This window comes from Streptococcus mitis subsp. hohhotensis, assembly GCF_020089495.2.
In the GTDB taxonomy this organism is placed as follows: Bacteria; Bacillota; Bacilli; order Lactobacillales; family Streptococcaceae; genus Streptococcus; species Streptococcus hohhotensis.
On the sequence record NZ_JAIRCA020000024.1, the window covers coordinates 1 to 22709 of the forward strand.

Sequence of the window (22709 nt, forward strand, 5' to 3'; positions counted from 1 at the left end):
AAAAACCTTTATTTGTTATGCAAAAAAATAGAAGATAGGATAGAGAATCACTTTGATGATCTCAATCACACCTCCTATTCAAGTAGTTAGATCACTAACTTAATGACATTGGGTGAAAGAAATCTGTAATTTTAAGGATTTCCTTCTTATGCTCAATGAAAATCAACGAGTATTAGGCCATGGCCCCTGCCTGCAAGCTATACATCTTGTGATAGGTTCCTCCCAAGGCCAAGAGTTCCTCATGGGTTCCGCTCTCGATAATGCGCCCCTTGTCCAAAACATAGATACAGTTGGCGTCTTGGATGGTAGAAAGACGATGAGCGATGGCAATGGTTGTTCGTCCCTGTCTCATCTTAGCCAGTGAAGCTTGAACCAGACTTTCTGTTTCAGAGTCAATATTGGCTGTCGCTTCATCCAAAATCAAGATTTTAGGCTGACTGGCGACTGTTCTGGTAAAGGCAAGAAGCTGACGCTGACCAGTTGAAAAACTGGAGCCACGCTCAGAAACAGGTGCATCATATCCCTGAGGAAGTTCTTGAATAAAGGAATCTGCATCCACGAAGGCTGCTGCAGCCTGGACCTGGTCATCACTGATCTCTTGGTACATGGCGATATTGGACTTAATGGTCCCATGATAGAGGAAGGGATCCTGCAAGACCAGACCGATGTTCTTTCTCAGCTCTTCCTGACTGTAGTTCCTGATATCCACACCATCTAAGAGAACTCTCCCTGACTGGAATTCATAAAAGCGCATGAGGACATTGATAATCGAAGATTTCCCAGAACCTGTATGCCCTACAAAAGCTATGGTTTCACCCTTATTAACAGAGAAAGAAATGTCATCCAGAATCGGATGTTTGCCATCATATGAGAAGCACACATGTTCAAATCGAATATTGCCTTCTTTGACTTTAGCCTGTCCATCTTCTTGAAGGGGCTCATAGGTCCTCTCATCAATCAAGGCAAAGACACGGCCCGCAGAAACCATAGACGTTTGAAGGGTTGAGAAGTTTTGCGTTACTTCAATCAAGGGGTCAAAAAGGCGGTTGATGTACTGGATAAAGGCATACATGGTTCCTGCCGTTATTCCCAGATAAAGTCCTCGATAGCCAAAATAGGCCATTAAAACTGCATATCCTAGGAGTTTCAACAAGCTCATGGCAGGGCGCAAAAAGAGGGCATCCAAGGCTACAGAACGGTTGGCATAGACCAAGTGTTCTTGGTTAATTTCATCAAATTCTGCCTGCAGGCGCTTCTCTTGATTAAAGGCCTGGATAATTCTGATTCCCTCGATGTTTTCAGCCAGCTTACTATTGATATCAGACAAGAGACTTCTGGTTTTCTCGATAATCTTGACAGATTTTTTTCGATAGAGATTGACCAAAAGGAAAATCAAGGGGAGAAAGAGCAGGACTAAAGCTGTCAAACGAAAATCCAACACCAACATGGTATAAAGAGTTGTCAGAAAGATGAAAACTGCTGAGATAAAGCTGGATAAAATCCCTGAAAACATATCGCTGATGGTCTCAGTATCATTTGTCAAACGAGAAACGATGGAACCTGCTGGCGTCTTGTCAAAATAAGACATACCCAGCTTCTCCATATTAGCAAATGCATCGCGACGAATATCCCTAACAATACTGTAGGACACCCGCGCAAAGAGAAGATTACCGACATACTGAACTACAGTTTGCAGGATATATAGACCATAGTAGGCCATCAAAACGGTAACGGCAAGTTGATTGAGATTGCTGAGATACTGGTCAATGAAGTGGGAAGCCACAAGGGGAATAACGCTTTTAATGACCGTAGTCGCTAGGAGAAAACTGAGTGCCAAAAAGGTCAGGAGTCCATAGGGCTTGAGATAGGACATCAAGCGCTTCAATACAGCCCATTGTTCTTTCTTATTCCGCATCTTCTTCTCCTTTCATTTCCAACTGCTGAGACTGGTAGGTTTGGGCATACCAGTCATCCATAGCTAGTAAGTCTTCATGGTTTCCTCGCTCAATGATTTGACCATTTTGCAGAACCAAGATCAGATCCGCATGGACAACTGCACTAAGGCGATGAGCGGTGATGATGGTTGTCTTGTTCTTTCGCGTCTCCTTGAGGTTGTCGATAATCGCATACTCTGTCTTGGCATCCACGGCTGACAAAGAATCATCCAAAATCAAGATATCAGGGTCTAAAATCATAGCTCGACTCATAGCCAGACGCTGCTTTTGACCTCCAGAAAGACTGACTCCCTTTTCACCAATCAACGTATCAAATCCCTGAGGCATGGCTACAATGTCTTGGTAAACTTGGGCTAGCTTCGTCGCTTCCTCGACTGCTGAAAGTGGTAAATCAGGATTCCCAAAGCGTATATTGTCTAAGATAGAAGTCGCAAAGAGAAACTGGTCCTGAGGGACGTAGCCCATGAGACTGCGAAGGTCTGTCAGACGATAGTCACGAATATCGTGACCGTTTAGATAAATGGCTCCCTTATCCACATCGTATTCACGCAAGAGGAGTTTAATCAAGGACGTTTTTCCAGAGCCTGTCTGACCAACCAAGCCCAGAGTTTGCCCTTTTTCCAAACTAAAGTGAACATTTGTCAGCGTTTCCTCATTTTCAAAGGCAAAGCTATCAATGGCATACTGCAAGCGCCCATTTTCAATACTGTCTAGCGGTAACTCAGGGTCTTGTACAGGTGACTCCTGAGACAAAAGTTCCTCAATCCGCTGGTAAGAAACCTTCCCTCGCTGAGTAATATTAAAGAGGAAGCCGATGGCCATAAGAGGCCAAACTAGCATATCCAAGTAGCTGATAAAGGTAACTAGATTCCCAACCGTGATTTGCCCTTCCTGAGCCATCAAGGAACCGACTAAAAGGGTTAAAACATAGGAGGAGCCAACAAATAAGAGAACCATGGGATCAAAGAGACTATCGTATTTCATGGTTTGGAGATTCTTTTGGAAGGTCAATTCATTGACTGCCTGAAAGGACTTCAACTCGTCCGCCTGATAACCGAAAGATTTGGTCACTTTAATACCTGATACGGACTCTTGTACCTTGTTATTGAGTTCGGAAAAGGCTGCCTGTGATTCACCAAAGGCCTTGTGGGTCTTTCTCCCTAGACGACTGGTGGCATAAGCCATGAAAGGTAAGGGAAGAATGGCAACCAGAGTCATCTGCCATGAAATGCTAAAGAGCATGGTCAGCAAGGTCACCAGAGCCGTGATAGAGGCATCCACGGCAGACATAACACCGCCCCCTGCCAGACGAGTCAAGGCATTGATATCATTGGTTGCGTGTGCCATCAAGTCCCCCGTCCGATAGGTCTGATAAAAGGCTGGAGACATTTTTGTGAAATGCTCAAACAAGCGAGACCGCATAATCTGTCCCAGACGGTAGGAAGTCCCAAGGATATACATACGCCAAACATAGCGCAGATAGTACATACCAAAGGCCGCAAGTAGCAAGTAAAATAGGTCAAGAAGGAGGTCCTGCTGGGTTAATTGCTCCGATGTGATAGCATCAATGACCCGCCCCATGACCATAGGTGGAATGAGATTGAGGACGGAAACCAAGACCAAGGCCACAATTCCGACTAAATAACGGCGTTTTTCTAACTTGAAAAACCACCAAAGTTTTTGAATAATGGACATAACATCCCTTTCTGATTGCAAATGGAAACCTGAGGCCAATACTCAATGAAAATCAAAGAGCAAACTAGGAAACTAGCCGCAGGCTGCTCAAAGCACTGCTTTGAGGTTGTAGATAGAACTGACGAAGTCAGTAACCTACATACGGCAAGGCGACGTTGACGCGGTTTGAATTTGATTTTTGAAGAGTACAAGACCCCAGGTTTTTCTTATTCATAGGTTACGACTGTGACCGCACCCTTGTCATACTCAGCGATAAAGATATTGGCTACATTGTCATGCCCTTGCTTGCTGAGGTTATCAAGCAGCCACTCTTCGCTACGGCCAATCGATTCCAAGACATCCACTTGGATCACACCGTCAGTCACAACTGGATACTTAGGATTTTCATCTCCCATTTGGACCACGATGAGTTGGCCATTTTGCTCTTGCACAGCTCGTTTAACTTGCTTCATCTGGAAAATCCCTTGGCTACGAAGTTTAAGGGCTACATCCGCTGCAGACAAGCCAACTGAACGACAGGCTTCTGGGTCAATCTTCCCATTTTTGATGAGGAGAGTTGGTTTTCCATCAATCAAGCGTTTGACAAAACGAACATTGTTATTGAGCCACTTGAGGGTCAAAACCAAAATCGTCCACATCATCAGAATCACTGCGTATTGCAGAATACTGATTGAACTATTGTAAATCACCCCACCGATGATACCACCGAGAACATAGTTCTGAATTTGGTCTGTCGCAGAGTTAGGTGCTAGGTTCCCCTTTCCTGTCACATTGATAACGAAAACAAGAGAGAAAAGACCCAAGGCCAGTTTGATTAAAATTTCCATATAGTTGAGTGTCATTTGTTTACCTCCACCAATTCAATAGCGTCTGTTTGATGCAATTCTAATTTCTCTAAAAGATACTTGTCTGGTTGGCTCCCGTTCATAGCGCGGTAGAAATTTGGACCTACCTTGACAAGCGCTCCATCAGTGGCTGCAGAAGTATTGACGTAAACTTCTGATTTATCCACTCCCAAGTCTTTGGAAACGACCTCTATAAAATGAAGGGAGGTTTGAAATTGATTGTTAGAGGCTTGATTGGTTTGGTATTTTGAAATGGTCACCAAAAGCATGGCTACTAAGGTCAAGGCCAAAATCATGACCAATTCCCGAAACTTAGTCCCCTTTTTATCACGATAAGCCTTAAAAGCAAAAAATCCTGTGATAGCTAGGAGTACAATCCCAAAGCCAATCATGATGCCATTTTGTTGACTGATTTGACTAAGCACATAGTCATATGAGTAAAATTTCATTTATTTTCACTCCCTTTCATAAAATCATTCTTCATTATAAACGAAAGAGAGTGATTTTTCAAACCATACGTTGGGGAAATAGACATATCAGACCAACTTCTCAAACTAATGACTCAAATACCTGTTTCAAGATTCTAATTTTGATAATTGATAAGAATAGACACTAGGAATTATCACTACAAAGAAAAGTGTCAAGAAGAATACCCAGTAAACATATAGTTGCACAAAGGAATTTAGAAACAATAACAATCCTCCTAATACCCAAATTTTTCCAGCTAGACGATGCGTTTTTCTCCAGTTTTCATCATTCTCCAAGGTCCACGGAAGTCGAATACCGATTATATAATTTCGGTGTGTTTTTGGTAGATAATTTCCAATTACGATCATAACGACTCCCATAAAAATCTGAGCTAGTAGCCCACTCATCATGGAATAACCCAAAGATTCTCCAAAGATAGAAATCATTAATAGACAAGACACAAAAGGAATAATCCAGTAAATCAAAACTTGTATTTTTGAACTGATATTGCTAGATTTAGGATCCTTAATCATTAAAAATAGAAGCAACCAATGCATCAAAAGCATGAGAGTAGGTAATCCAAAGATAGCAAACATTTTATGATTGTAGCCATCTGCTTGACCCAGTAGATTAAAATGAGTGGGTATCTCCTCTGGTAATTGATTCCAGAAAACACAACCTACAAGGGAAGGTAGTAGGATGAGAATGCTCGTAAATAATACCAATTTCTTATTGATTTTTATCTTCATCAAAATGATCTCCTTTCAGATCTGCTAACCAAACCATTATATCCTCTAAAACCGATGTATTTAACTCATAATAAATAAAGTTTTTTTCTTTCATTTCATGAATCAAATCCGCTGCTTTCAAAATCGTGAGATGATGTGAAATCGTTGCACTTGTCAACTCGAATTGACTGGCAATTTCTCCTGCAGATAATCTACCTGCTTTGAGTAAATTTAAAATCTCTCTCCTAACTGGATGAGATAAGGCTTTAAAACTATTTGCAAAGCTCATAATGACTCCTTTCCCTTTGTAATATTAGTAGGGCTAGGACTAAGCAAGGTAGAACTGATAGCATTCCTGTCGGTGATGGGCCTAAAATCAAGAGGCTTGAAACTTTTTCTACTGGTAATTGGAAGAGTAACCCAATACCTGCAGTTGCATTGATTGCCCCATGAAATAGGGCAGAAGCCCAGATAGAACCTGTCTTTTCCAACAACCAGCTCAACAATATTCCTAGGCTAAAACAAAATAGAAACATAGCAACAACTCCCAAAACGGGATAAGCAAAATAAGTAAGACCATAATTATAGCCTTGCAAATTGATTGGTAGATGCCAAAGACTCCAAATGAGACCAAGCAAGACATGAGTCTGGACTAGTGAAAAGCGTTCTCTTAGAGCTGGGTAAAGATAGCCACGCCAACCAATTTCCTCTCCCAATGCAAAGAAACTATTAAGAAAGGGAGCGTAGGTCAAACTAGCTAGGATTTGAATCAAGGCCAAGAAAGATAAGGGGAACGGTGATTGAAGGACTCCTTTTTCTTGTAAAATAGCTTGAATAGATTCAAAACCAAGGCTGAAATTGCTAGGAAATACAAGAAAATAAAGTCCCGCTCCTAAAAAACTGATGACTGCTGGTAACCAGATAGCTAGTAAGTAAAAGTACCAGTTCCTCTTGAGATTCAAAACTAATTTAGATTTGATTCCACTAGGTTGATTCGTGATTTTCCCTAAAATAAAGACTGCAAGTGCAGGCATCCACATGGCTACAATACTAGCAAGTTGACTCCATGGAGAATTTAGACCAACACCACTTAGCCATAGTGCCAACCATATTATCCAAGCAAGGGCATAAGCCAAGACTACAAAGAGAAGGCTTGTTCTCTTATTTGACATATTTGTACATTTCGCTTTCTATTTAGATGTTTTTCTAAATAACATTATACACCTTTCTATTCTAAACACAAGAACTATTTAGATTTTTTTCTAAATAGTTTAGGGAATTTTTATTTTCTCAGGATAAAGTCTAAAGAGTAATTTTCAAACCATACGTTGGGGAAATAGGCCTTTTTTTGGTATAATAAAATCTATAATCTGAATGAAAAAGGTAACTTTATGAAACTTATCTCATGGAATATTGATTCCCTCAATGCTGCCCTAACTAGTGACTCAGCTCGTGCCAAATTGTCCCAAGAAGTTCTACAAACCTTGGTCGCTGAAAATGCTGATATCATTGCTATCCAAGAAACCAAGCTTTCTGCCAAGGGTCCTACAAAGAAACACTTGGAAATTTTAGAAGAACTCTTCCCAGGCTACGAAAACACATGGCGCTCTTCTCAAGAGCCTGCCCGTAAAGGCTATGCTGGAACCATGTTCCTCTATAAGAAAGAACTCACACCCACTGTCACTTTCCCAGAAATCGGTGCTCCGTCTACCATGGACTTGGAAGGTCGTATCATCACGCTAGAATTTGATAAATTTTTCGTGACGCAAGTTTACACTCCAAACGCTGGCGATGGCCTCAAACGCTTGGAAGAACGCCAAGTCTGGGATGTTAAATATGCTGAGTACTTGGCTGAACTAGACAAAGAAAAACCAGTCCTTGCGACCGGTGACTATAACGTAGCCCACAATGAAATCGACCTTGCAAATCCTGCTAGCAACCGCCGTTCACCAGGATTTACCGACGAGGAACGTGCTGGATTTACCAACCTTTTGGCAACTGGATTTACCGACACCTTCCGCCATATTCACGGCGATGTTCCAGAACGCTACACTTGGTGGGCACAACGCAGCAAGACTTCTAAAATCAACAATACAGGCTGGAGAATCGACTACTGGCTGACAAGCAACCGCGTGGCTGACAAGGTGACCAAGTCTGATATGATTGACTCCGGTGCGCGCCAAGACCACACACCCATTGTCATGGAGATTGAACTCTAAGGAGAAAACGAATGGACTATCAAGCTGTCATTCCTGAATTTGTAGTATCTGACATCGAAAAATCACGCCACTTCTACTGCGACCTGCTAGGATTCTCTGTCGAATACGAGCGTCCAGAGGAGAAATTTCTCTTCCTCTCGCTTGAAGACTGCCAACTTATGCTAGAAGAAGGCAGCGCAGAAGAATTAGCTCAGCTGACCTATCCTTTCGGGCGCGGTGTCAATATTTCCTTTGGCATCAAGGATGTCCCCCAGCTCTACCAAAATCTGCTGTCAGCTAACTATCCCATCCATCGTCAACTGACAAAAAGAGAATTTCGAGTAGGAGATAACTTTATATATCCCCATGAATTTGCAGTTTTGGATCCAGATGGCTATTTTTTAAGATTTAGCGAGTAGAATAATAAAGATTGGGAAAAAGTCTTTAAAGTTAGAAAGAGGCATATTGTCAGGTGTTTAAAAACCTAATAATATTCCTTTTATGATGAAAAAAACTTCTAATACTCTTCGAAAATCAAATTCAAACCACGTCAGCGTCTCCTTACCGTACTCAAGTACAGCCTGCGGCTAGCTTCCTAGTTTGCTCTTTGATTTTCATTGAGTATAAATGTTAGCCAATAAGTTAATTTTTGCCTATTTTTATTATATTTGTTCGTTTTTTAAACCAAAAACACTAACAAAACATTTGATTTCTAAATTTTTTTGTGTAAAATAAAAACATTGGCTCAAGCCTATTTAAAATTGAATATCGTTTTACTTGTTTATGTCGTGAATTGGCACGACGTTTCTACAAGGTGCCAGAACACCTAACAATAAGTAAGTCAGAGTGAGGTATGGTCGTTTTTGCCATGCCTATTTTGGGGACTTACTTAGAGATTAAGTAGGTCCTTTTTCTATTTCTTGCTAGAAACTCTAAACAAGCAAATGGATTAGCTTTTAGACTCTAGGAGGTCTTATGAAATTACTAGAAGAGCGCATCCTCAAGGATGGGCATATCTTGGGTGATAATATCCTCAAGGTGGATTCCTTTTTAACCCACCAAGTTGACTTTAGCTTGATGCGAGAGATTGGTAAGGTTTTTGCGGAAAAATTTGCTGCTGCTGGCATTACCAAAGTCGTAACCATTGAAGCGTCAGGTATTGCCCCAGCCGTTTTTACAGCTGAAGCCTTAAACGTTCCCATGATTTTCGCTAAAAAAGCTAAGAACATCACTATGAACGAAGGTATCTTAACCGCCGAAGTTTACTCCTTTACCAAGCAGCTAACCAGCACCGTTTCCATCGCTGGAAAATTCCTCTCACCAGAGGACAAGGTCTTGATTATCGACGATTTCCTTGCTAATGGCCAAGCTGCCAAAGGCTTGATTCAAATCATCGAACAAGCTGGTGCCACAGTCAAAGCTATCGGTATTGTGATTGAAAAATCCTTCCAAGATGGCCGTGATTTGCTTGAAAAAGCAGGCTACCCCGTCCTATCACTTGCTCGTTTGGATCGTTTTGAAAATGGTCAAGTCGTATTTAAGGAGGCAGATCTCTAATGCAAACTCAAGAAAAACACTCGCAAGCAGACGTTCTTGGCTTGCAGCACTTACTAGCTATGTACTCAGGTTCTATCCTTGTACCTATTATCATTGCAACATCTCTTGGATACTCAACTGAACAGTTGACCTACCTGATTTCTACAGATATCTTCATGTGTGGAGTGGCGACCTTCCTCCAACTCCAACTCAATAAATACTTTGGGATTGGACTTCCAGTCGTTCTCGGAGTTGCCTTCCAATCCGTCGCTCCCTTGATTATGATTGGGCAAAGCCATGGTAGTGGCGCTATGTTTGGTGCCCTTATCGCATCAGGGATTTACGTGGTTCTTGTTTCAGGCACCTTCTCAAAAGTGGCCAATCTCTTCCCATCTATCGTAACAGGATCTGTTATTACTACGATTGGTTTAACCTTGATTCCTGTCGCTATTGGAAATATGGGAAATAACGTTCCAGAGCCAACTGGTCAAAGTCTCTTGCTTGCAGCTATCACTGTTTTGATTATCCTCTTGATTAACATCTTTACCAAAGGATTTATCAAGTCTATCTCTATTTTGATTGGTTTGGTTGTTGGAACTGCCATTGCTGCTACCATGGGCTTGGTGGACTTCTCCCCTGTTGCGGCAGCATCGCTTGTCCATGTCCCAACTCCCCTCTACTTTGGGATGCCAACCTTTGAAATCTCATCTATTGTCATGATGTGTATCATCGCAACGGTGTCTATGGTTGAATCAACTGGTGTTTACCTAGCCTTGTCTGATATCACAAAAGACCCAATCGACAGCACGCGCCTGCGCAACGGTTACCGCGCAGAAGGTTTGGCAGTACTTCTCGGAGGAATCTTTAACACCTTCCCTTACACAGGATTTTCACAAAACGTTGGTTTGGTTAAATTGTCAGGTATCAAGACTCGTCTGCCAATCTACTACGCAGCTGGGTTCCTTATTCTCCTTGGACTCCTTCCTAAGTTTGGCGCCCTTGCCCAAATCATTCCGAGCCCTGTCCTCGGTGGTGCCATGCTGGTGATGTTTGATTTTGTATCGATTCAAGGGATGCAAATCCTCGCCCGTGTTGACTTTGCTAACAATGAACATAACTTCCTTATCGCAGCTGTATCAATCTCCGCAGGTGTCGGACTAAACAACAGTAATCTCTTTGTCAGTATGCCAACAGCATTCCAAATGTTCTTCTCAAACGGAATTGTCGTAGCCAGCCTACTCGCCATTGTCCTCAATGCCGTATTAAATCATAAAAAGAAATAAGAAAAAGAGGTGTGAGCCTCTTTTTTGTTTGACAAAATAAAAACATCTATCTACTCATATATGCTAGTATCATAGTCCAGAAAATCATCTGCATCAAGAACAATTTCACAACTCTTATACTTTTCTCTTACAAGTCGTTCCGCTTCATCTGGATTTTCAGCCTCTATACTTACTAAACGGGTTAGAGTTTCTGTAATTTCTACTGTATACTTTTTCATCTTAAGTTTCTCTCCAATAACTCACTTATTAGCAATAATCTATGTTTGGGATTTTCCAACCACTCTGGTAATTCATCTCCATATTCCCAGCTATATTTTTTATTCAATAAAGAAAGTTGTTTCTCATCACTAAACTCCATATTTTCAGATAACCACCTCACACAATCAGGGTCTGATAAAGTATAAACCATTACACATAAGTTTTCATAATTACTCTCTGTTTCATAATCAGGCCAGATAACTTTTAAGAAATCATACACCTCTTCTGATGCAACAAGTTGTTTCGTTTTCATAATTTCCGATACTTTCCTCTACCTTTAAATTCTATTATTTCTTTGTCTCTTAATATTTGAAGCTGTTGCCTAATCTTTTCTTTGATATGATTGTTCTGAACAAAGATATTTTTTAAGTCACTTTCAAAACGATACATATCTTCAAGGGTAAATTCTGAACCATCTATCTTATCTATACAATTTAGAATTTCTATTGTCCAACCTCTTGATGAAAGAGAGTTCTTCCTTAAAAACAAACTTTGCTTAAATTCTTTTGTAACTTTTTCTGGATCCCTAACTTGCCCATTTTTCACAAGAAATATTCTTCCTTTAGAAGGTACTTGTGATAAATCAATGTTACAACCAATCCAACCTGCTCGTCTAGCAGTTGGCGCAAGTGGCTTCCTTTGAATAATTGATTTCGGTGTAACAAATTGCTTTGGAAGGACCAGAAAATTATTTACCTCAAAATTTTTTGTATAAGTTAAAAAAAAGAAATTAGGATTATTATCTGCCTGAACACGCTCCATCATGGTTGCATAAGCACCATCATTGATTGTTGATGAAAAATTTCCTTTTTTGCTCTTTAGTTCAAACTCCTCACTACAATGATTACAGTAAAAATCTGCTACAGGTCGATTATTTTCAAAATGATTTAAGGGATTGTTCCCACAATTAGGGCAATAAGACTGACGATAAACCCAATCCTCCGTTAAGATACGTGCCTTTTGGCTATTGCTTTTATAGGTTTCTACTAATTCTAAATTAAAGTGTAATTCCATTTAAAAATTCCTCACTAATATGAGAATTCACTCGATATAAGCAATTAAAATCTACTATAACTAGTATACCACAATATGTACCTATTACATTTGTATTTCACCACTCTCTTTTATATTTCCTTCTAACATATCTCATAAATTAAAAATGAGTGAGATAAATTTATCCCACTCACCTTTCTTTATATCCTTACCTGTCTATCTTCTGACCGTTGGCCTGTGACAAACATGGTGAAGGTTGCTTTGCAGACATTTCTGCCTTCTTGATTGGTAATATCCACATCCACCACACAGGTTGTGCGACCTTGATGAACACATTCTCCTTTAATAGTCAGCACATCGTCGAGTTTTCCTGCTTTGAGGTAGTTGATAGAGGACTGAAGTGTCACCCCATCAAGCCCCAGAGATATGACCACCAAACCGCTGATCTGGTCGCAAAGGGTAAAGAGATAACCACCATGGGCATTGCCATAGTAGTTGAGCGACGAGTCCACTACTTTGGTCGTCACCACAACGTGACCATCTCTCATTTGTTCAATTTCGTAATTTTCAAAGGCAGATATAGCGTCAAAATGAAAATCTTTCATCGTTTCCTCCTGATAGTTCAAACGACACTATAATACTACTTTTTATAGGACTGTGCAAGGATAAAGCTCCTAGTCTAACAAAATTCCGACCTGCTCTACAAAGCGCATAAAGGCTGCCTGTCCTTGTTCCGTCTGCTTGTAAACTCCTGCATCCTCAAGCACACGCGCAAAGATAGCACCCACAGAGTCCTTGACGATTTCAAGGGCTTTTTCTTTATCTGTTAGATCTGGATGTTGGCCTTTGAGTTGGTCTGCCCACTCCTGATGATAATCGACAACTGTCTCCCCTTCTCCCACGAGATAGCTAGCGACTTGCTCCACTTCTTCTTTCAGACGTGGTGGCAAGATTGCCAAGCCCATGACCTCAATCAAGCCGATATTTTCCTTCTTGATATGTTGGACATCCTTGTGAGGATGATAGATGCCATCAGGATGCTCTGCAGAAGTCTGATTATCTCGTAAAACCAAGTCTAACTCAAATTGTCCATCACGCTTACGCGCTATAGGTGTGATGGTGTGATGCGGTGTTCCGTCTGTCTCTGCCAAAATCTGCACTACAGGATCTGAATACTGACGCCATTCCTGCAAAATCTTGTCAGCTAAGTTAATCAAATCTTCTTTGGAATCCGAAGTCAAACGCAGCACTGACATAGGCCACTTGACAATTCCAGCCTTGACCTGCTCAAAACCTGCAAATTGAAAAGTCTTTTGCAAGGGAGCCAATTCCATAGGAAATACATGACGGCCTCCCTGATAGTGGTCATGAGTCAGAATAGAGCCTCCCACAATCGGCAAGTCGGCATTAGAGCCAGCAAAATATCCTGGAAACTGCTCTACAATAGCCAGTAGACGCTCAAAACTCTGACGGCTAATCGTCATGGGACGATGCTGGCCATCTAAGAAAATACAGTGCTCATTAAAGTAAGCATAGGGCGAATACTGGAAGCCCCATTCCTGACCAGCCATTTCAAAACGGATAATACGGTGATTGCTACGGGCTGGATGGTTAACTCGACCATGGTAGCCCTCATTCTCTAGACAAAGTTGACACTGAGGATAATTGCTAGTTTGCACCAACTTGGCTGCCGCAATCTCTTTGGGATCCTTTTCAGGCTTAGAGAGATTGATGGTAATTTCAAGTTCACCGTAGTTAGACGGTACACGATAAGCAATATTTTTAGCAATGGCCTTGAGTTTGATGTAGTCATTTTTCTGACTGAGTTGGTAAAAATCCGCTATCGCTTGCTCAGGAGATTGGGCATAGGTTGACCAGAAATCACGATTGACCTGACTCGGACAAGGGGTCACCAAGTCCATCAGTTCAGCACCAAGGATTTCACGCGCAGTCTGACTATCCTCAATCGTCTCTAATCGAACGGCTTCCTCAACCAGCTGGTCCTTGAGGTCAATCACTTTATCCAGATCCGTCTCAACTTCCAAAACACCGTCTCCCACTCGTGCCAAGACACGATTGGTCAGGTAGAGTCGATCCATTTCCTCAAATGAACTTTCAGAAATGACATGTGTTACAAATTTATCTACTAAGGTCACTATAGAGCCTCCTTCTGACTAATCAAGGATGCGAGTGCCACCTGCAACTTCAGCGATATAGAAGCTTGGAGCATATCCAACTACTTCCTCGTAGTGTTTGCCTACAGCTTCCTTAAAGTCCTCAACAGTATCTTTTTGCACCAAAGCAATAGCACATCCACCAAAACCTGCCCCTGTCATACGAGCACCGAGAACACCTTCCTGAGCCCAAGCAGTGTGAACAAGGGTATCCAATTCCAAACCAGTTACTTCATAATCATGCTCCAGAGAAACGTGAGAAGCATTCATCAAGCGACCAAATGTTTCCAAATCACCTGCCTGAAGAGCTGCTTGAGCTTTAAGGGTACGTTGGTTTTCAAGCACAGCATGGCGAGCACGTTTCAAACGATTTTCGTCTTTAATCAGATAGCTGTATTGGTCAAAGGCCCACTCGTCCAATTCACCCAAGGTCTGAATATCCAAGGCCACTTGAAGTTCTTCCACTGCCTTTTCACATTCAGCACGGCGTTCATTGTATTTAGAGTCCGCCAGTTCACGGCGTTTGTTGGTGTTCATGATAACAACAACATTGTCCTTCAAGTCAAGCGGCACCAAGTCGTATTCTAAGGTATTGGTATCTAGATAAATGGCACGTTGGTCAGCACCCATACCGATAGCAAATTGGTCCATGATACCAGAGTTGACTCCGATAAAGTTGTTTTCCGTTTGTTTTCCGATTTTAACCAAATCCAAACGGTCTAGTTTTAAATCAAAGAGATGCTCTGCCACGACCCCTGTCAAGAGTTCCAAGGATGCTGATGAAGACAAGCCAGCACCATTTGGGATATTCCCATAAACATAAAAATCAAACCCTTTGTCAATCACGTGCCCAGCTTCTTGTAAGAAATGAAGAACTCCTTTTGGATAGTTGGTCCAGCTATGCTCCTTTTCAAACTTGAGGTCAGCAAGAGGCACTTCGATGATACCCTTGTCCTCAAAGTTAGCTGAGTAGAAACGCAAGACTTGGTCGTCACGCTTGCGAGCTGCGCCGTAAGTTCCCAAGGAAATAGCAGCTGGAAAAACGTGCCCACCGTTGTAGTCTGTGTGCTCACCAATCAAGTTGATACGGCCTGGTGAAAAGAAGGTTTGGTCTGCTTCTTGACCAAAAACAGCAAGAAAGTCTTTGCGAAGCGCTTCAGCAGTAAGATGTTGTGTCATATGATTTCTCCTTTTACTGTCCGTTAAGTCATCTTAACGTGTAATCGTTTTCTTCTATTGTATCCAAGGGATTTCCCAAGGTCAATCCTTTTTACTAAACTTTTACTAAAATATCAGTAAAAGACAGAAAAATATGATATACTAATCTAATCAAGGAGGATTTATGGCTACCTTAAAAGACATTGCACAACTAGCCTCTGTCTCTATCGCGACCGTATCACGTGTTCTCAACCGCGACCAGAGCCTATCTGTTACAGAAGAAACCAGACACCGTATTTTAACCGTTGCTGAAGAGCTTGGCTACACCAAACACCTCAAGACAGGCGAGTCCCACAAGCCCAAGCAAAAGATTGCCATTATCCAATGGGTCAGCGAACAAGGGGAGCTGGACGACCTCTACTACTACCAGATTCGCCTAGGAATAGAAAAAAGAGCCCAAGAACTGGACTATGATATCTTACGCTATTTTAATGACCATCCTTTTACATTAAGCGAGGAAGTCATCGGGATTCTCTGCATCGGAAAGTTTAGTCGAGCTCAGATTTCTGCCTTTGAAGAATACCAAAAGCCTCTTGTATTTTTAGACAGCGATACTCTTTCACTAGGACACACCTGCATTATCACGGACTTTTATACTGCCATGAAACAGGTTGTCGATTATTTCCTCAGCCAAGGGATGGACCGTATCGGGATTCTAACAGGGCTTGAGGAAACAACCGACCAAGAAGAAATCATTGAGGATAAGCGGCTGGAAAACTTCAGAAACTACAGTCAAGCGAAGGGAATCTATCATGATGAACTGGTCTTTCAAGGAAGCTTTACTGCCCAGTCTGGCTATGACTTGATGAAGGAGGCTATTCAGAGTTTGGGAGACCAACTCCCGCCAGCATTTTTCGCAGCCAGCGATAGTTTAGCTATCGGTGCCCTCCGTGCCCTCCAAGAAGCTGGAATCAGCCTGCCAGACCGCGTCAGTCTTATTTCCTTTAACGACACCAGCCTGACCAAACAGGTTTATCCTCCCCTCTCCAGCATCACCGTCTATACCGAAGAAATGGGCCGAGCAGGTATGGATATTCTTAACAAGGAAGTACTCCACGGTCGCAAAATTCCTAGCCTGACCATGCTGGGAACCAGACTGACTCTGAGAGAAAGTACAAGGAATGATTAGAATTACAAAACGACCTCTAGCAAGGCTGTTTCTCTAATAATCTCTATGATTCCGCTCCAACTCACACCTTTCGCTTATGTGCTTGGTGACTTTCTAGGTCAGCATCAACTTCAATGGTAATATTTTGAAAACCACAATCTTTGAGGAAAATTCGAATAGATTCTTTACAAGTTTCCATATGCTCCATCTCTTTTAAACAAACATGGACAATGGCATTTTTTTCCAAACCATCCATAGTCCAGAGATTAAGCTGATTGATACTAGAGACATGGTCCAATTCTGCTAAATCCGTCTTGATCTTCTGGATATCTACTCCTTCTGGCACTGCATCGAGGAATATCTTGAGCGTGCTCCAAAAACGTGGAAGGGCTTTTGACAGAATAAAGAAGGAAATAGCAAGAGACAAGAGCGGATCCAAGATATACCAATCGGTAAATCGAAGAACAATGGCCATCAGGATGACAGCCACCCAACCCAAGGTATCTTCCAGAAAGTGCAGGCTGAGAATGGATTCGTTCTTGGTTTGTCCTTTGCGAATGACGAGACTCGCTAGCACATTGATAGTAATCGCAATAATTCCTAACCAGAAAATCCCCTCATCATCGACCGATTGTGGATGAAAGATTTTCGCTATATTTTCCAAAATGACCAAAACGGACCCTGTCATAAGAATCACAGCCGTTATCATGGCCCCTAAAAGGCTAAAACGCTTGTAGCCCAAGGTATAGTGGCTGTCTTCTTCACGATTGGAGATACTTTCCAAAAAGGCTGAGATCCCAATAGCAATCGCATCTCCCAAGTCATGCACCGAGTCAGCAAGAACTGCACTGGACCCAAACACTCCACCAGCGATAAACTCGACAATGGCATAAGTCAAATTTAAGAAAAAAGCTAGCCAAACAGTATATTTTGCCTTCATATTTCTCATTCCTTTGTTATAATAGATTTATGAACATCTTGTTCATTATCATTATCCACTAAAACTCAAAGAAAGGATAGAAGCAAAAGGTCAGCTTTATTCAGTTCTGAACAATTTGCCTCAAGTGTCCATATGATTAACATTGACCGCCGTATCAGTAAAACAAAAAAAGCTATCTATCAAGCTTTTCTACAACTTTTGAATGCTAAGGGCTACGAGGCCACTACTGTTCAAGATATCATTGATCTCGCAGATGTGGGACGTTCTACCTTTTACTGTCACTATGAGAGTAAGGAACTACTTCTGGACGAGCTTTGCCGCTACCTCTTCCATCATCTCTTTGAAAGAGAGCAATCCATTTCAACCGAGGACTACCTCGCCCACCTCTTTCTCCATTTTCAGAAAAACCAAGACCATATCACCAGTCTGCTATTTTCCAAAAATGACTACTTCCTCCGTCAACTCCATAAAGAGCTGGAACACCATGTCTATTCCGTGATGGCTGATGATTTAAAAGAAGCTCACACTAATCTGCCTACTTCTTACCTCCAACACTTGGTGGTGTCCAACTTTATCGAGACATTGACCTGGTGGCTCAAAAAAGGACAAGATTTTACAGACCAGGAAGTTGTGCAGTTTTATCTAGACCTTCTCATTCCAAAAAATTGAATACAGATTAAAGCTCGGTTGCCTTATTTCTAGGCTACTGAGTTTCTTATCTTTTCAATAATCAAAAAGCCCAGACGAAATTGTCTGAGCATTCTTTTATCTAGTCGTTTAAGGAAGTTTAGTTCAGTATGTTTAAAGTCTATGCCCCATCATTTCTTCAACAAACCTTGTTCTTGTAGAAACTCCTTAGCTACTTGCTCTGCTGGCTTGCCTTCGACACCGACTTGATAGTTAAGCTGGCTCATCTGGCTTTCAGTAATTTTACCAGCCAATTTATTGAGAACTGTCTCCAACTCAGGATGTTTCTTGAGAAGAGCTTCTTTCATTAGTGGAGCCCCTTGATAAGGTGGGAAGAGTTGCTTGTCATCTTCCAAGACCTGCAAATCATAACGTGCCAATTCCGCATCAGTCGAATAAGCGTCCGTGATTTGAATATCACCTGACTGAATTGCCTGATAGCGAAGGGCTGGCTCCATGGTCGCCACATTGAGATTTAGACCATACATTGACTGCAAGCCCTTATTTCCATCTTCACGGTCATTAAACTCAAGTGTAAAGCCTGCCTTCAACTGCCCTTCCACTTTTTTCAAGTCCGAAATGGTCTTCAAGCCATATTCTTGAGCAATCTTTTTCGGAACAGCTACAGCGTAGGTATTTTGATAAGACATAGGTTTGAGATAGGCTAGATGATCCTGTTTGGCAATACCATCACGCGCCACCTGATAAACCTGCTCTGGCTCATGACCTACTTTAGGTGATGGCTGAAGCAAACTTTCAGTCACCGTACCAGTAAATTCAGGATAAATGTCAATATCGCCTTTTTTCAAAGCTTCATAGAGGAAACTTGTTTTCCCAAAATTCGGTTTAACAGTAGCAGTCATGCTGGTATTTTCTTCAATAAGGAGTTTATACATATTGGACAAAATTTCTGGTTCCGGTCCCAATTTCCCAGCAATAACCAAGTTTTCTTTCTCTTTTTGAGCCAAGAGGGCTGGACTATAAGACAAACCAAGCAATATTGTCACCAAGGTAAAACCAGAAAAAATCGTCCGCAATTTTGCCTTTTCCATCACTTTTAGTAGGAAGTTAAAGGCAATGGCAAGCACTGCAGAAGAAAGGGCCCCAATCAAAATCAGACTGGCATTATTACGGTCAATTCCCAAAAGGATAAAGGAACCCAGTCCCCCTGCACCAATCAAGGCAGCCAAGGTTGCCGTACCGATAATCAAGACAGCCGCCGTCCGAATCCCAGACATCATAACAGGCATGGCAAGTGGAATTTCAAACTTCTTGAGACGTTCCCATCTGGTCATCCCAAAGGCAATCCCGGCCTCTTGCAGACTCGGATCAATTCCCTTTAGCCCAGTGATGGTATTTTGCAAAATCGGAAAAATCGCATAAATCACTAGAGCTGTCAAAGCTGGCAAGGTTCCAATTCCCATCAAGGGGATAAAGAGTCCCAACAAGGCCAGTGACGGAATAGTCTGGAAAATCCCTGCAATCTGCAAAACCCAATCCGCCAACTTCTCATGATAGCGAAGATAAACAGCCAAGGGAATCGCGATAAAGATAGCTAGTAACAAGGTCAATAGTGACAACTGTAAATGTTGAGATAGAGCTGTCAACCAATCACTAAAACGATCCTGAAAAGTTGCAATTAAATTAGTCATGAACACTACCTCCAAACAAGTCTGCTACAAATTCTGTGGCAGGCGCTTTTAAAATGGTCTCGGGATTCGCCACCTGACGAATCTCTCCGTCCTGCAAGACAGCAATACGATCCGCCAATTTCAAAGCTTCATCCGTATCATGGGTCACAAAAATCGTTGTCATCCCAAACTCTTTATGCAATTCTTTCGTCAGAACCTGCAACTGTTTTCTCGAAATAGCATCCAAGGCTGAAAAAGGCTCATCCATGAGGAGAATCTTAGGCTGACCAATCATAGCCCGTACAATTCCAACACGCTGTTGCTCCCCACCAGATAATTCACTAGGTAAACGATGCCCATACTCAGCTACTGGTAAACCAACCTTTGCCAAAAACTCTTCTGTTTTCTGAGCAATTTTTTCCTTAGTCCATCCCTTCATCTCAGGAATCAGGGCAATATTTTCCGCGACCGTTAGATTAGGAAATAGAGCAATAGCCTGTAAAACATAACCAGTAGAAAGACGAAGTTCTCGCTCATCATAATCTTTGATGCGCTTGCCATCCATATAAATATTTCCATCAGTTGGTTCCAAAAGACGGTTAATCATCTTGATCATGGTTGTCTTACCGGACCCAGATGGACCAACTAAAACCATAAACTCGCCATTCTCAATCCGTAAATTAACATCTCTCAAGACATCTTTTTCTGTGTAACGTAAAGCTACATTTTTGTATTCAATCATTCTTTGTCCTCATTTAAAACTTCCCTCGATTGGTCAAGTCTTCTACCTTAGGCATGACTTCCTTATTGTCCCAATGCTCCACAATTTTCCCGTTTTCTAGACGGAAGATATCGTACTGGGCATAGGCAACTCAACCAATCCGATTCTGACCATAGCTAACCACATAGTTTCCTTGTCCTAAGAGTTGGAAAACAAAGTCAAAAGTGGCCTTTACTTATAAACAGCTAATTTGCACTATTTTAATCCTCATTTTCCTCCTCTTTCAGATTCGCCAAAATTCTTTCTTGAAAGGCTTCAAACTGACGAATTTCTTCCTCTGAAAATCCTTTGTAAAAGATCGTATCCAATTTCTGACTGACACGATGCCCCACTTCTTTCTGAGACTTCCCCAACTCTGTTAAAACCAAATACTTCTTACGCTTATCTTCTCCACATGGACTAATAGTTACAAGATTTTGTTCCTCAAGCTTTTTTATCATCGTCGTCAGTGTATTGTTAGCAAGCCCAGTTTCCAGAGCAATATCTGTCGCAGTTGCGCAGCCAGTTTCACTATTCCATAAAACCGCTAAAATCTTCCCCTGTTCACTCCGATAAAGAGCTTCAGGATCCCGACTTAGTAACTTTTGAAAAATCCGCCCATTCAACAAACGAATATGATGAGCTACCAAATGACTATCTTTCATGACACCTCCAATTTATTTCGATATCGAAACGAATAAAGCAATTGTAACACTCATTATTCTAACTGTCAACTATTTCGACTTAGAAATAATTTTTCCCAGTAAAAAAATCTCCCACCCAAGGTAGAAGATTCTAATCTTATAAACTTAATCCGTCATGTCCGATACCAACGTTCGATGCTCCAATGGAACACTGCACATAACTAGCAAGAAAATGAAACCTGACTGAATCCAGAAGAGGGCCAAGTCAAAGATTCCGTGTACAGCAACCACTGTAAGGAAAGACAGATAAAGACCGATAATCGGGCGTTTCCCCGACTCCTGACTCATATCCATCATCAAGCGAACAGGAGCAACAGAAGACAAAACTAATAAAATAGTCCCCACAATTCCGTAACTCAGAATCGTATCGATATATAGACTGTGAGCATGTTCATGATAAGGAGCATTTATTCTAGGATAAGAGTGCATATAGGTCAATGGCCCCTCACCCCAAAAAGGATTTTGCTTAAACAAGGCCATCCCAGCATCCCAGATAGAAATGCGTTCTTCCATAGAAGAATCTAAAGTCCCCATCCGAACTCCCAAATCACTGGAAAAGAGGAAGCTCAAGCCAATCGCAAAGACCCCAATACTAAGCCAAAAGGCCTTCCAGTTTTTAATGGTCGTAAAGAGATAGATGATTGCTCCAGCGATAATAGCAGGAAAGGCAGTTCGATTTTGAGTAAAGTTCAATCCAAAGAGATTCACAAAGCCTGCAATCACACAGAATACTTTCAACCAATTCAACTTGGTCGTTGTAAACAGATAGAAGGCAATCATGATACAGAAACAACAAATAATTCCATAATAATTAGGATTAAAGAAGGTCACTTCTGCACGATTCTGATGCCACACCTGCATATTGGGTGAAAGAAAAGCATAGTTGAATTTCTTCACAATTTGGAAATGTTCTAAACTCGCAAAAGCAGCTGACAAGACGCTACCAAACAAGACGAGCTGCAAAATCAATCGAAAGAATTTATGTGATAAAATCGACTGATAATGCAAAAAGAAAACAGTAAATAGAAAAATTCCTACCGAAGCCACAACTCCCATCCAATTTTGTGCAAAAACGGATATAACAGTACTATAGCCAAGAAAAAGAAGCAGCATCGGATGCTCCCCCATTTTCTGAAGAATACTTTTCATGTCTCCTGTGAAAATTAAACTGATAATATATAAACAGAATACAACTACAAAAAGATAAAAGGGTAAAAAGATACTCAAGATAATCCCCAATAAAATCAGCTCTTTACTAGACAACCCTTTCAGCTTTTCAATAAAGCCTATTGATTTCAAAATGAATCCTTTCTCTCCAAATCAGCTGATTCAGATAATAGTAAGCTACCCTTTATTATACCACTTTTTTAGCAATTTGAAAACAAAGGAAACGTTTCCTAGGTAAAAAAGGGAGCAAGGTAACTTCTCAAAGTAACTTCCACTCACCTGACCAAAGTGGAAATTAGTCTAAAACGGATTTTTATGGTGGAATTAAGTGTGAGACGTTTGAGTTAGAAATGAGGTCTAC

The 22709-nt window shown here is 41.4% G+C and carries 22 protein-coding genes, 2 pseudogenes and 1 riboswitch; of the genes and pseudogenes, 6 read left to right on the forward strand and 18 right to left on the reverse strand.

All coding sequences use genetic code 11. The features are described 5' to 3' along the window. Window positions 1-172: 172 nt before the first annotated feature. The 7 genes from K4Z77_RS08715 to K4Z77_RS08745 all read right to left on the reverse strand — a co-directional run bounded on the left by K4Z77_RS08715 (window position 173) and on the right by K4Z77_RS08745 (window position 6863). Window positions 173-1915, reverse strand: a complete 1743-nt coding sequence (locus K4Z77_RS08715; RefSeq protein ID WP_224219072.1) for an ABC transporter ATP-binding protein — start codon at window positions 1913-1915, stop codon at window positions 173-175. After that, complete coding sequence (locus K4Z77_RS08720; RefSeq protein ID WP_224219073.1) at window positions 1905-3650, reverse strand: ABC transporter ATP-binding protein; 1746 nt, start codon at window positions 3648-3650, stop codon at window positions 1905-1907. Before K4Z77_RS08720 ends, K4Z77_RS08715 begins: the two co-directional genes overlap by 11 nt. Before the next feature lie 206 nt (window positions 3651-3856). Then, window positions 3857-4492 carry a DUF421 domain-containing protein gene (locus K4Z77_RS08725; protein WP_112443820.1) on the reverse strand — a complete coding sequence of 212 codons (636 nt, stop codon included), beginning with the start codon at window positions 4490-4492 and terminating at the stop codon, window positions 3857-3859. Beyond that, a complete protein-coding gene (locus K4Z77_RS08730; RefSeq protein WP_000675331.1) occupies window positions 4489-4944 on the reverse strand; it encodes a DUF3290 family protein in 456 nt (151 codons plus the stop codon). The genes K4Z77_RS08725 and K4Z77_RS08730 overlap by 4 nt, the downstream gene beginning before the upstream one ends. A 126-nt stretch (window positions 4945-5070) precedes the next feature. Beyond that, entirely contained in the window at window positions 5071-5712 is a 642-nt protein-coding gene (locus K4Z77_RS08735) for an SdpI family protein (protein ID WP_224219074.1), read from the reverse strand. Continuing rightward, a complete protein-coding gene (locus K4Z77_RS08740; protein ID WP_000006510.1) occupies window positions 5693-5980 on the reverse strand; it encodes an autorepressor SdpR family transcription factor in 288 nt (95 codons plus the stop codon). The genes K4Z77_RS08735 and K4Z77_RS08740 overlap by 20 nt, the downstream gene beginning before the upstream one ends. Then, on the reverse strand, window positions 5964-6863 hold the full coding sequence (locus K4Z77_RS08745) for a CPBP family intramembrane glutamic endopeptidase (RefSeq protein ID WP_224219075.1): 900 nt from the start codon (window positions 6861-6863) through the stop codon (window positions 5964-5966). Before K4Z77_RS08745 ends, K4Z77_RS08740 begins: the two co-directional genes overlap by 17 nt. Window positions 6864-7082: 219 nt before the next feature. Here K4Z77_RS08745 and K4Z77_RS08750 point away from each other — a divergent pair, with 219 nt between their 5' ends. The 4 genes from K4Z77_RS08750 (at window position 7083) to K4Z77_RS08765 (ending at window position 10708) form a co-directional block, all read left to right on the forward strand. Continuing rightward, window positions 7083-7910: an exodeoxyribonuclease III gene (locus tag K4Z77_RS08750; RefSeq protein ID WP_224219076.1), complete on the forward strand. Its 828-nt coding sequence runs from the start codon at window positions 7083-7085 to the stop codon at window positions 7908-7910. Window positions 7911-7921: 11 nt separating this feature from the next. Continuing rightward, on the forward strand, window positions 7922-8308 hold the full coding sequence (locus K4Z77_RS08755) for a bleomycin resistance protein (RefSeq protein WP_224219077.1): 387 nt from the start codon (window positions 7922-7924) through the stop codon (window positions 8306-8308). A gap of 338 nt (window positions 8309-8646) precedes the next feature. Continuing rightward, window positions 8647-8742: riboswitch (purine riboswitch) on the forward strand. A 122-nt stretch (window positions 8743-8864) separates the two neighbouring features. Continuing rightward, a complete protein-coding gene (locus K4Z77_RS08760) occupies window positions 8865-9446 on the forward strand; it encodes a xanthine phosphoribosyltransferase (protein ID WP_224219078.1) in 582 nt (193 codons plus the stop codon). Then, a complete protein-coding gene (locus K4Z77_RS08765) occupies window positions 9446-10708 on the forward strand; it encodes a nucleobase:cation symporter-2 family protein (protein WP_224219079.1) in 1263 nt (420 codons plus the stop codon). Before K4Z77_RS08760 ends, K4Z77_RS08765 begins: the two co-directional genes overlap by 1 nt. A 50-nt stretch (window positions 10709-10758) precedes the next feature. On the opposite strand, the pseudogene K4Z77_RS08770 reads toward K4Z77_RS08765, so the two are convergent. The 5 genes and pseudogenes from K4Z77_RS08770 to K4Z77_RS08790 all read right to left on the reverse strand — a co-directional run bounded on the left by K4Z77_RS08770 (window position 10759) and on the right by K4Z77_RS08790 (window position 15312). Further along, a pseudogene (locus tag K4Z77_RS08770) lies at window positions 10759-11219 on the reverse strand (DpnD/PcfM family protein). Next, complete coding sequence (locus K4Z77_RS08775) at window positions 11216-11980, reverse strand: DpnI domain-containing protein (RefSeq protein ID WP_224219080.1); 765 nt, start codon at window positions 11978-11980, stop codon at window positions 11216-11218. The pseudogene K4Z77_RS08770 and the gene K4Z77_RS08775 overlap by 4 nt, the downstream one beginning before the upstream one ends. Before the next feature lie 179 nt (window positions 11981-12159). After that, window positions 12160-12564 (reverse strand): PaaI family thioesterase, encoded by a 405-nt coding sequence (locus K4Z77_RS08780; RefSeq protein ID WP_000651223.1) that lies wholly within the window; start codon window positions 12562-12564, stop codon window positions 12160-12162. A gap of 69 nt (window positions 12565-12633) precedes the next feature. Beyond that, window positions 12634-14115 (reverse strand): UDP-glucose--hexose-1-phosphate uridylyltransferase, encoded by a 1482-nt coding sequence (locus tag K4Z77_RS08785; protein ID WP_224219081.1) that lies wholly within the window; start codon window positions 14113-14115, stop codon window positions 12634-12636. Window positions 14116-14133: 18 nt separating this feature from the next. Continuing rightward, window positions 14134-15312, reverse strand: coding sequence for a galactokinase (locus tag K4Z77_RS08790; protein ID WP_224219082.1), 1179 nt, complete (start codon window positions 15310-15312; stop codon window positions 14134-14136). A gap of 163 nt (window positions 15313-15475) precedes the next feature. On the opposite strand from K4Z77_RS08790, the gene galR reads away from it, so the two are divergent. Next, a complete protein-coding gene (gene galR, locus K4Z77_RS08795) occupies window positions 15476-16480 on the forward strand; it encodes a DNA-binding transcriptional regulator GalR (protein ID WP_218774164.1) in 1005 nt (334 codons plus the stop codon). Window positions 16481-16541: 61 nt separating this feature from the next. Here the strand turns inward: galR and K4Z77_RS08800 are convergent, their stop codons facing one another. Next, window positions 16542-17399 carry a cation diffusion facilitator family transporter gene (locus tag K4Z77_RS08800; protein WP_224219083.1) on the reverse strand — a complete coding sequence of 286 codons (858 nt, stop codon included), beginning with the start codon at window positions 17397-17399 and terminating at the stop codon, window positions 16542-16544. A gap of 132 nt (window positions 17400-17531) precedes the next feature. Here K4Z77_RS08800 and sczA point away from each other — a divergent pair, with 132 nt between their 5' ends. Continuing rightward, on the forward strand, window positions 17532-18068 hold the full coding sequence (gene sczA, locus K4Z77_RS08805; RefSeq protein WP_224219084.1) for a TetR/AcrR family transcriptional regulator SczA: 537 nt from the start codon (window positions 17532-17534) through the stop codon (window positions 18066-18068). 149 nt (window positions 18069-18217) lie between these two features. On the opposite strand, the gene K4Z77_RS08810 is transcribed toward sczA, so the two are convergent. The 5 genes and pseudogenes from K4Z77_RS08810 to K4Z77_RS08830 form a co-directional block, all read right to left on the reverse strand. After that, window positions 18218-19738: an ABC transporter permease/substrate-binding protein gene (locus K4Z77_RS08810; protein WP_224219085.1), complete on the reverse strand. Its 1521-nt coding sequence runs from the start codon at window positions 19736-19738 to the stop codon at window positions 18218-18220. Beyond that, on the reverse strand, window positions 19731-20459 hold the full coding sequence (locus K4Z77_RS08815; RefSeq protein ID WP_224219086.1) for an ATP-binding cassette domain-containing protein: 729 nt from the start codon (window positions 20457-20459) through the stop codon (window positions 19731-19733). Before K4Z77_RS08815 ends, K4Z77_RS08810 begins: the two co-directional genes overlap by 8 nt. A 13-nt stretch (window positions 20460-20472) precedes the next feature. Then, window positions 20473-20664 (reverse strand): annotated as a pseudogene (locus tag K4Z77_RS08820) (nuclear transport factor 2 family protein); the annotation flags it as partial. Between the two features lie 34 nt (window positions 20665-20698). Then, a complete protein-coding gene (locus tag K4Z77_RS08825; RefSeq protein WP_224219087.1) occupies window positions 20699-21142 on the reverse strand; it encodes a MarR family winged helix-turn-helix transcriptional regulator in 444 nt (147 codons plus the stop codon). A gap of 144 nt (window positions 21143-21286) precedes the next feature. Beyond that, window positions 21287-22480 (reverse strand): O-antigen ligase family protein, encoded by a 1194-nt coding sequence (locus K4Z77_RS08830; RefSeq protein ID WP_004238796.1) that lies wholly within the window; start codon window positions 22478-22480, stop codon window positions 21287-21289. Between the last annotated feature and the right edge of the window lie 229 nt (window positions 22481-22709).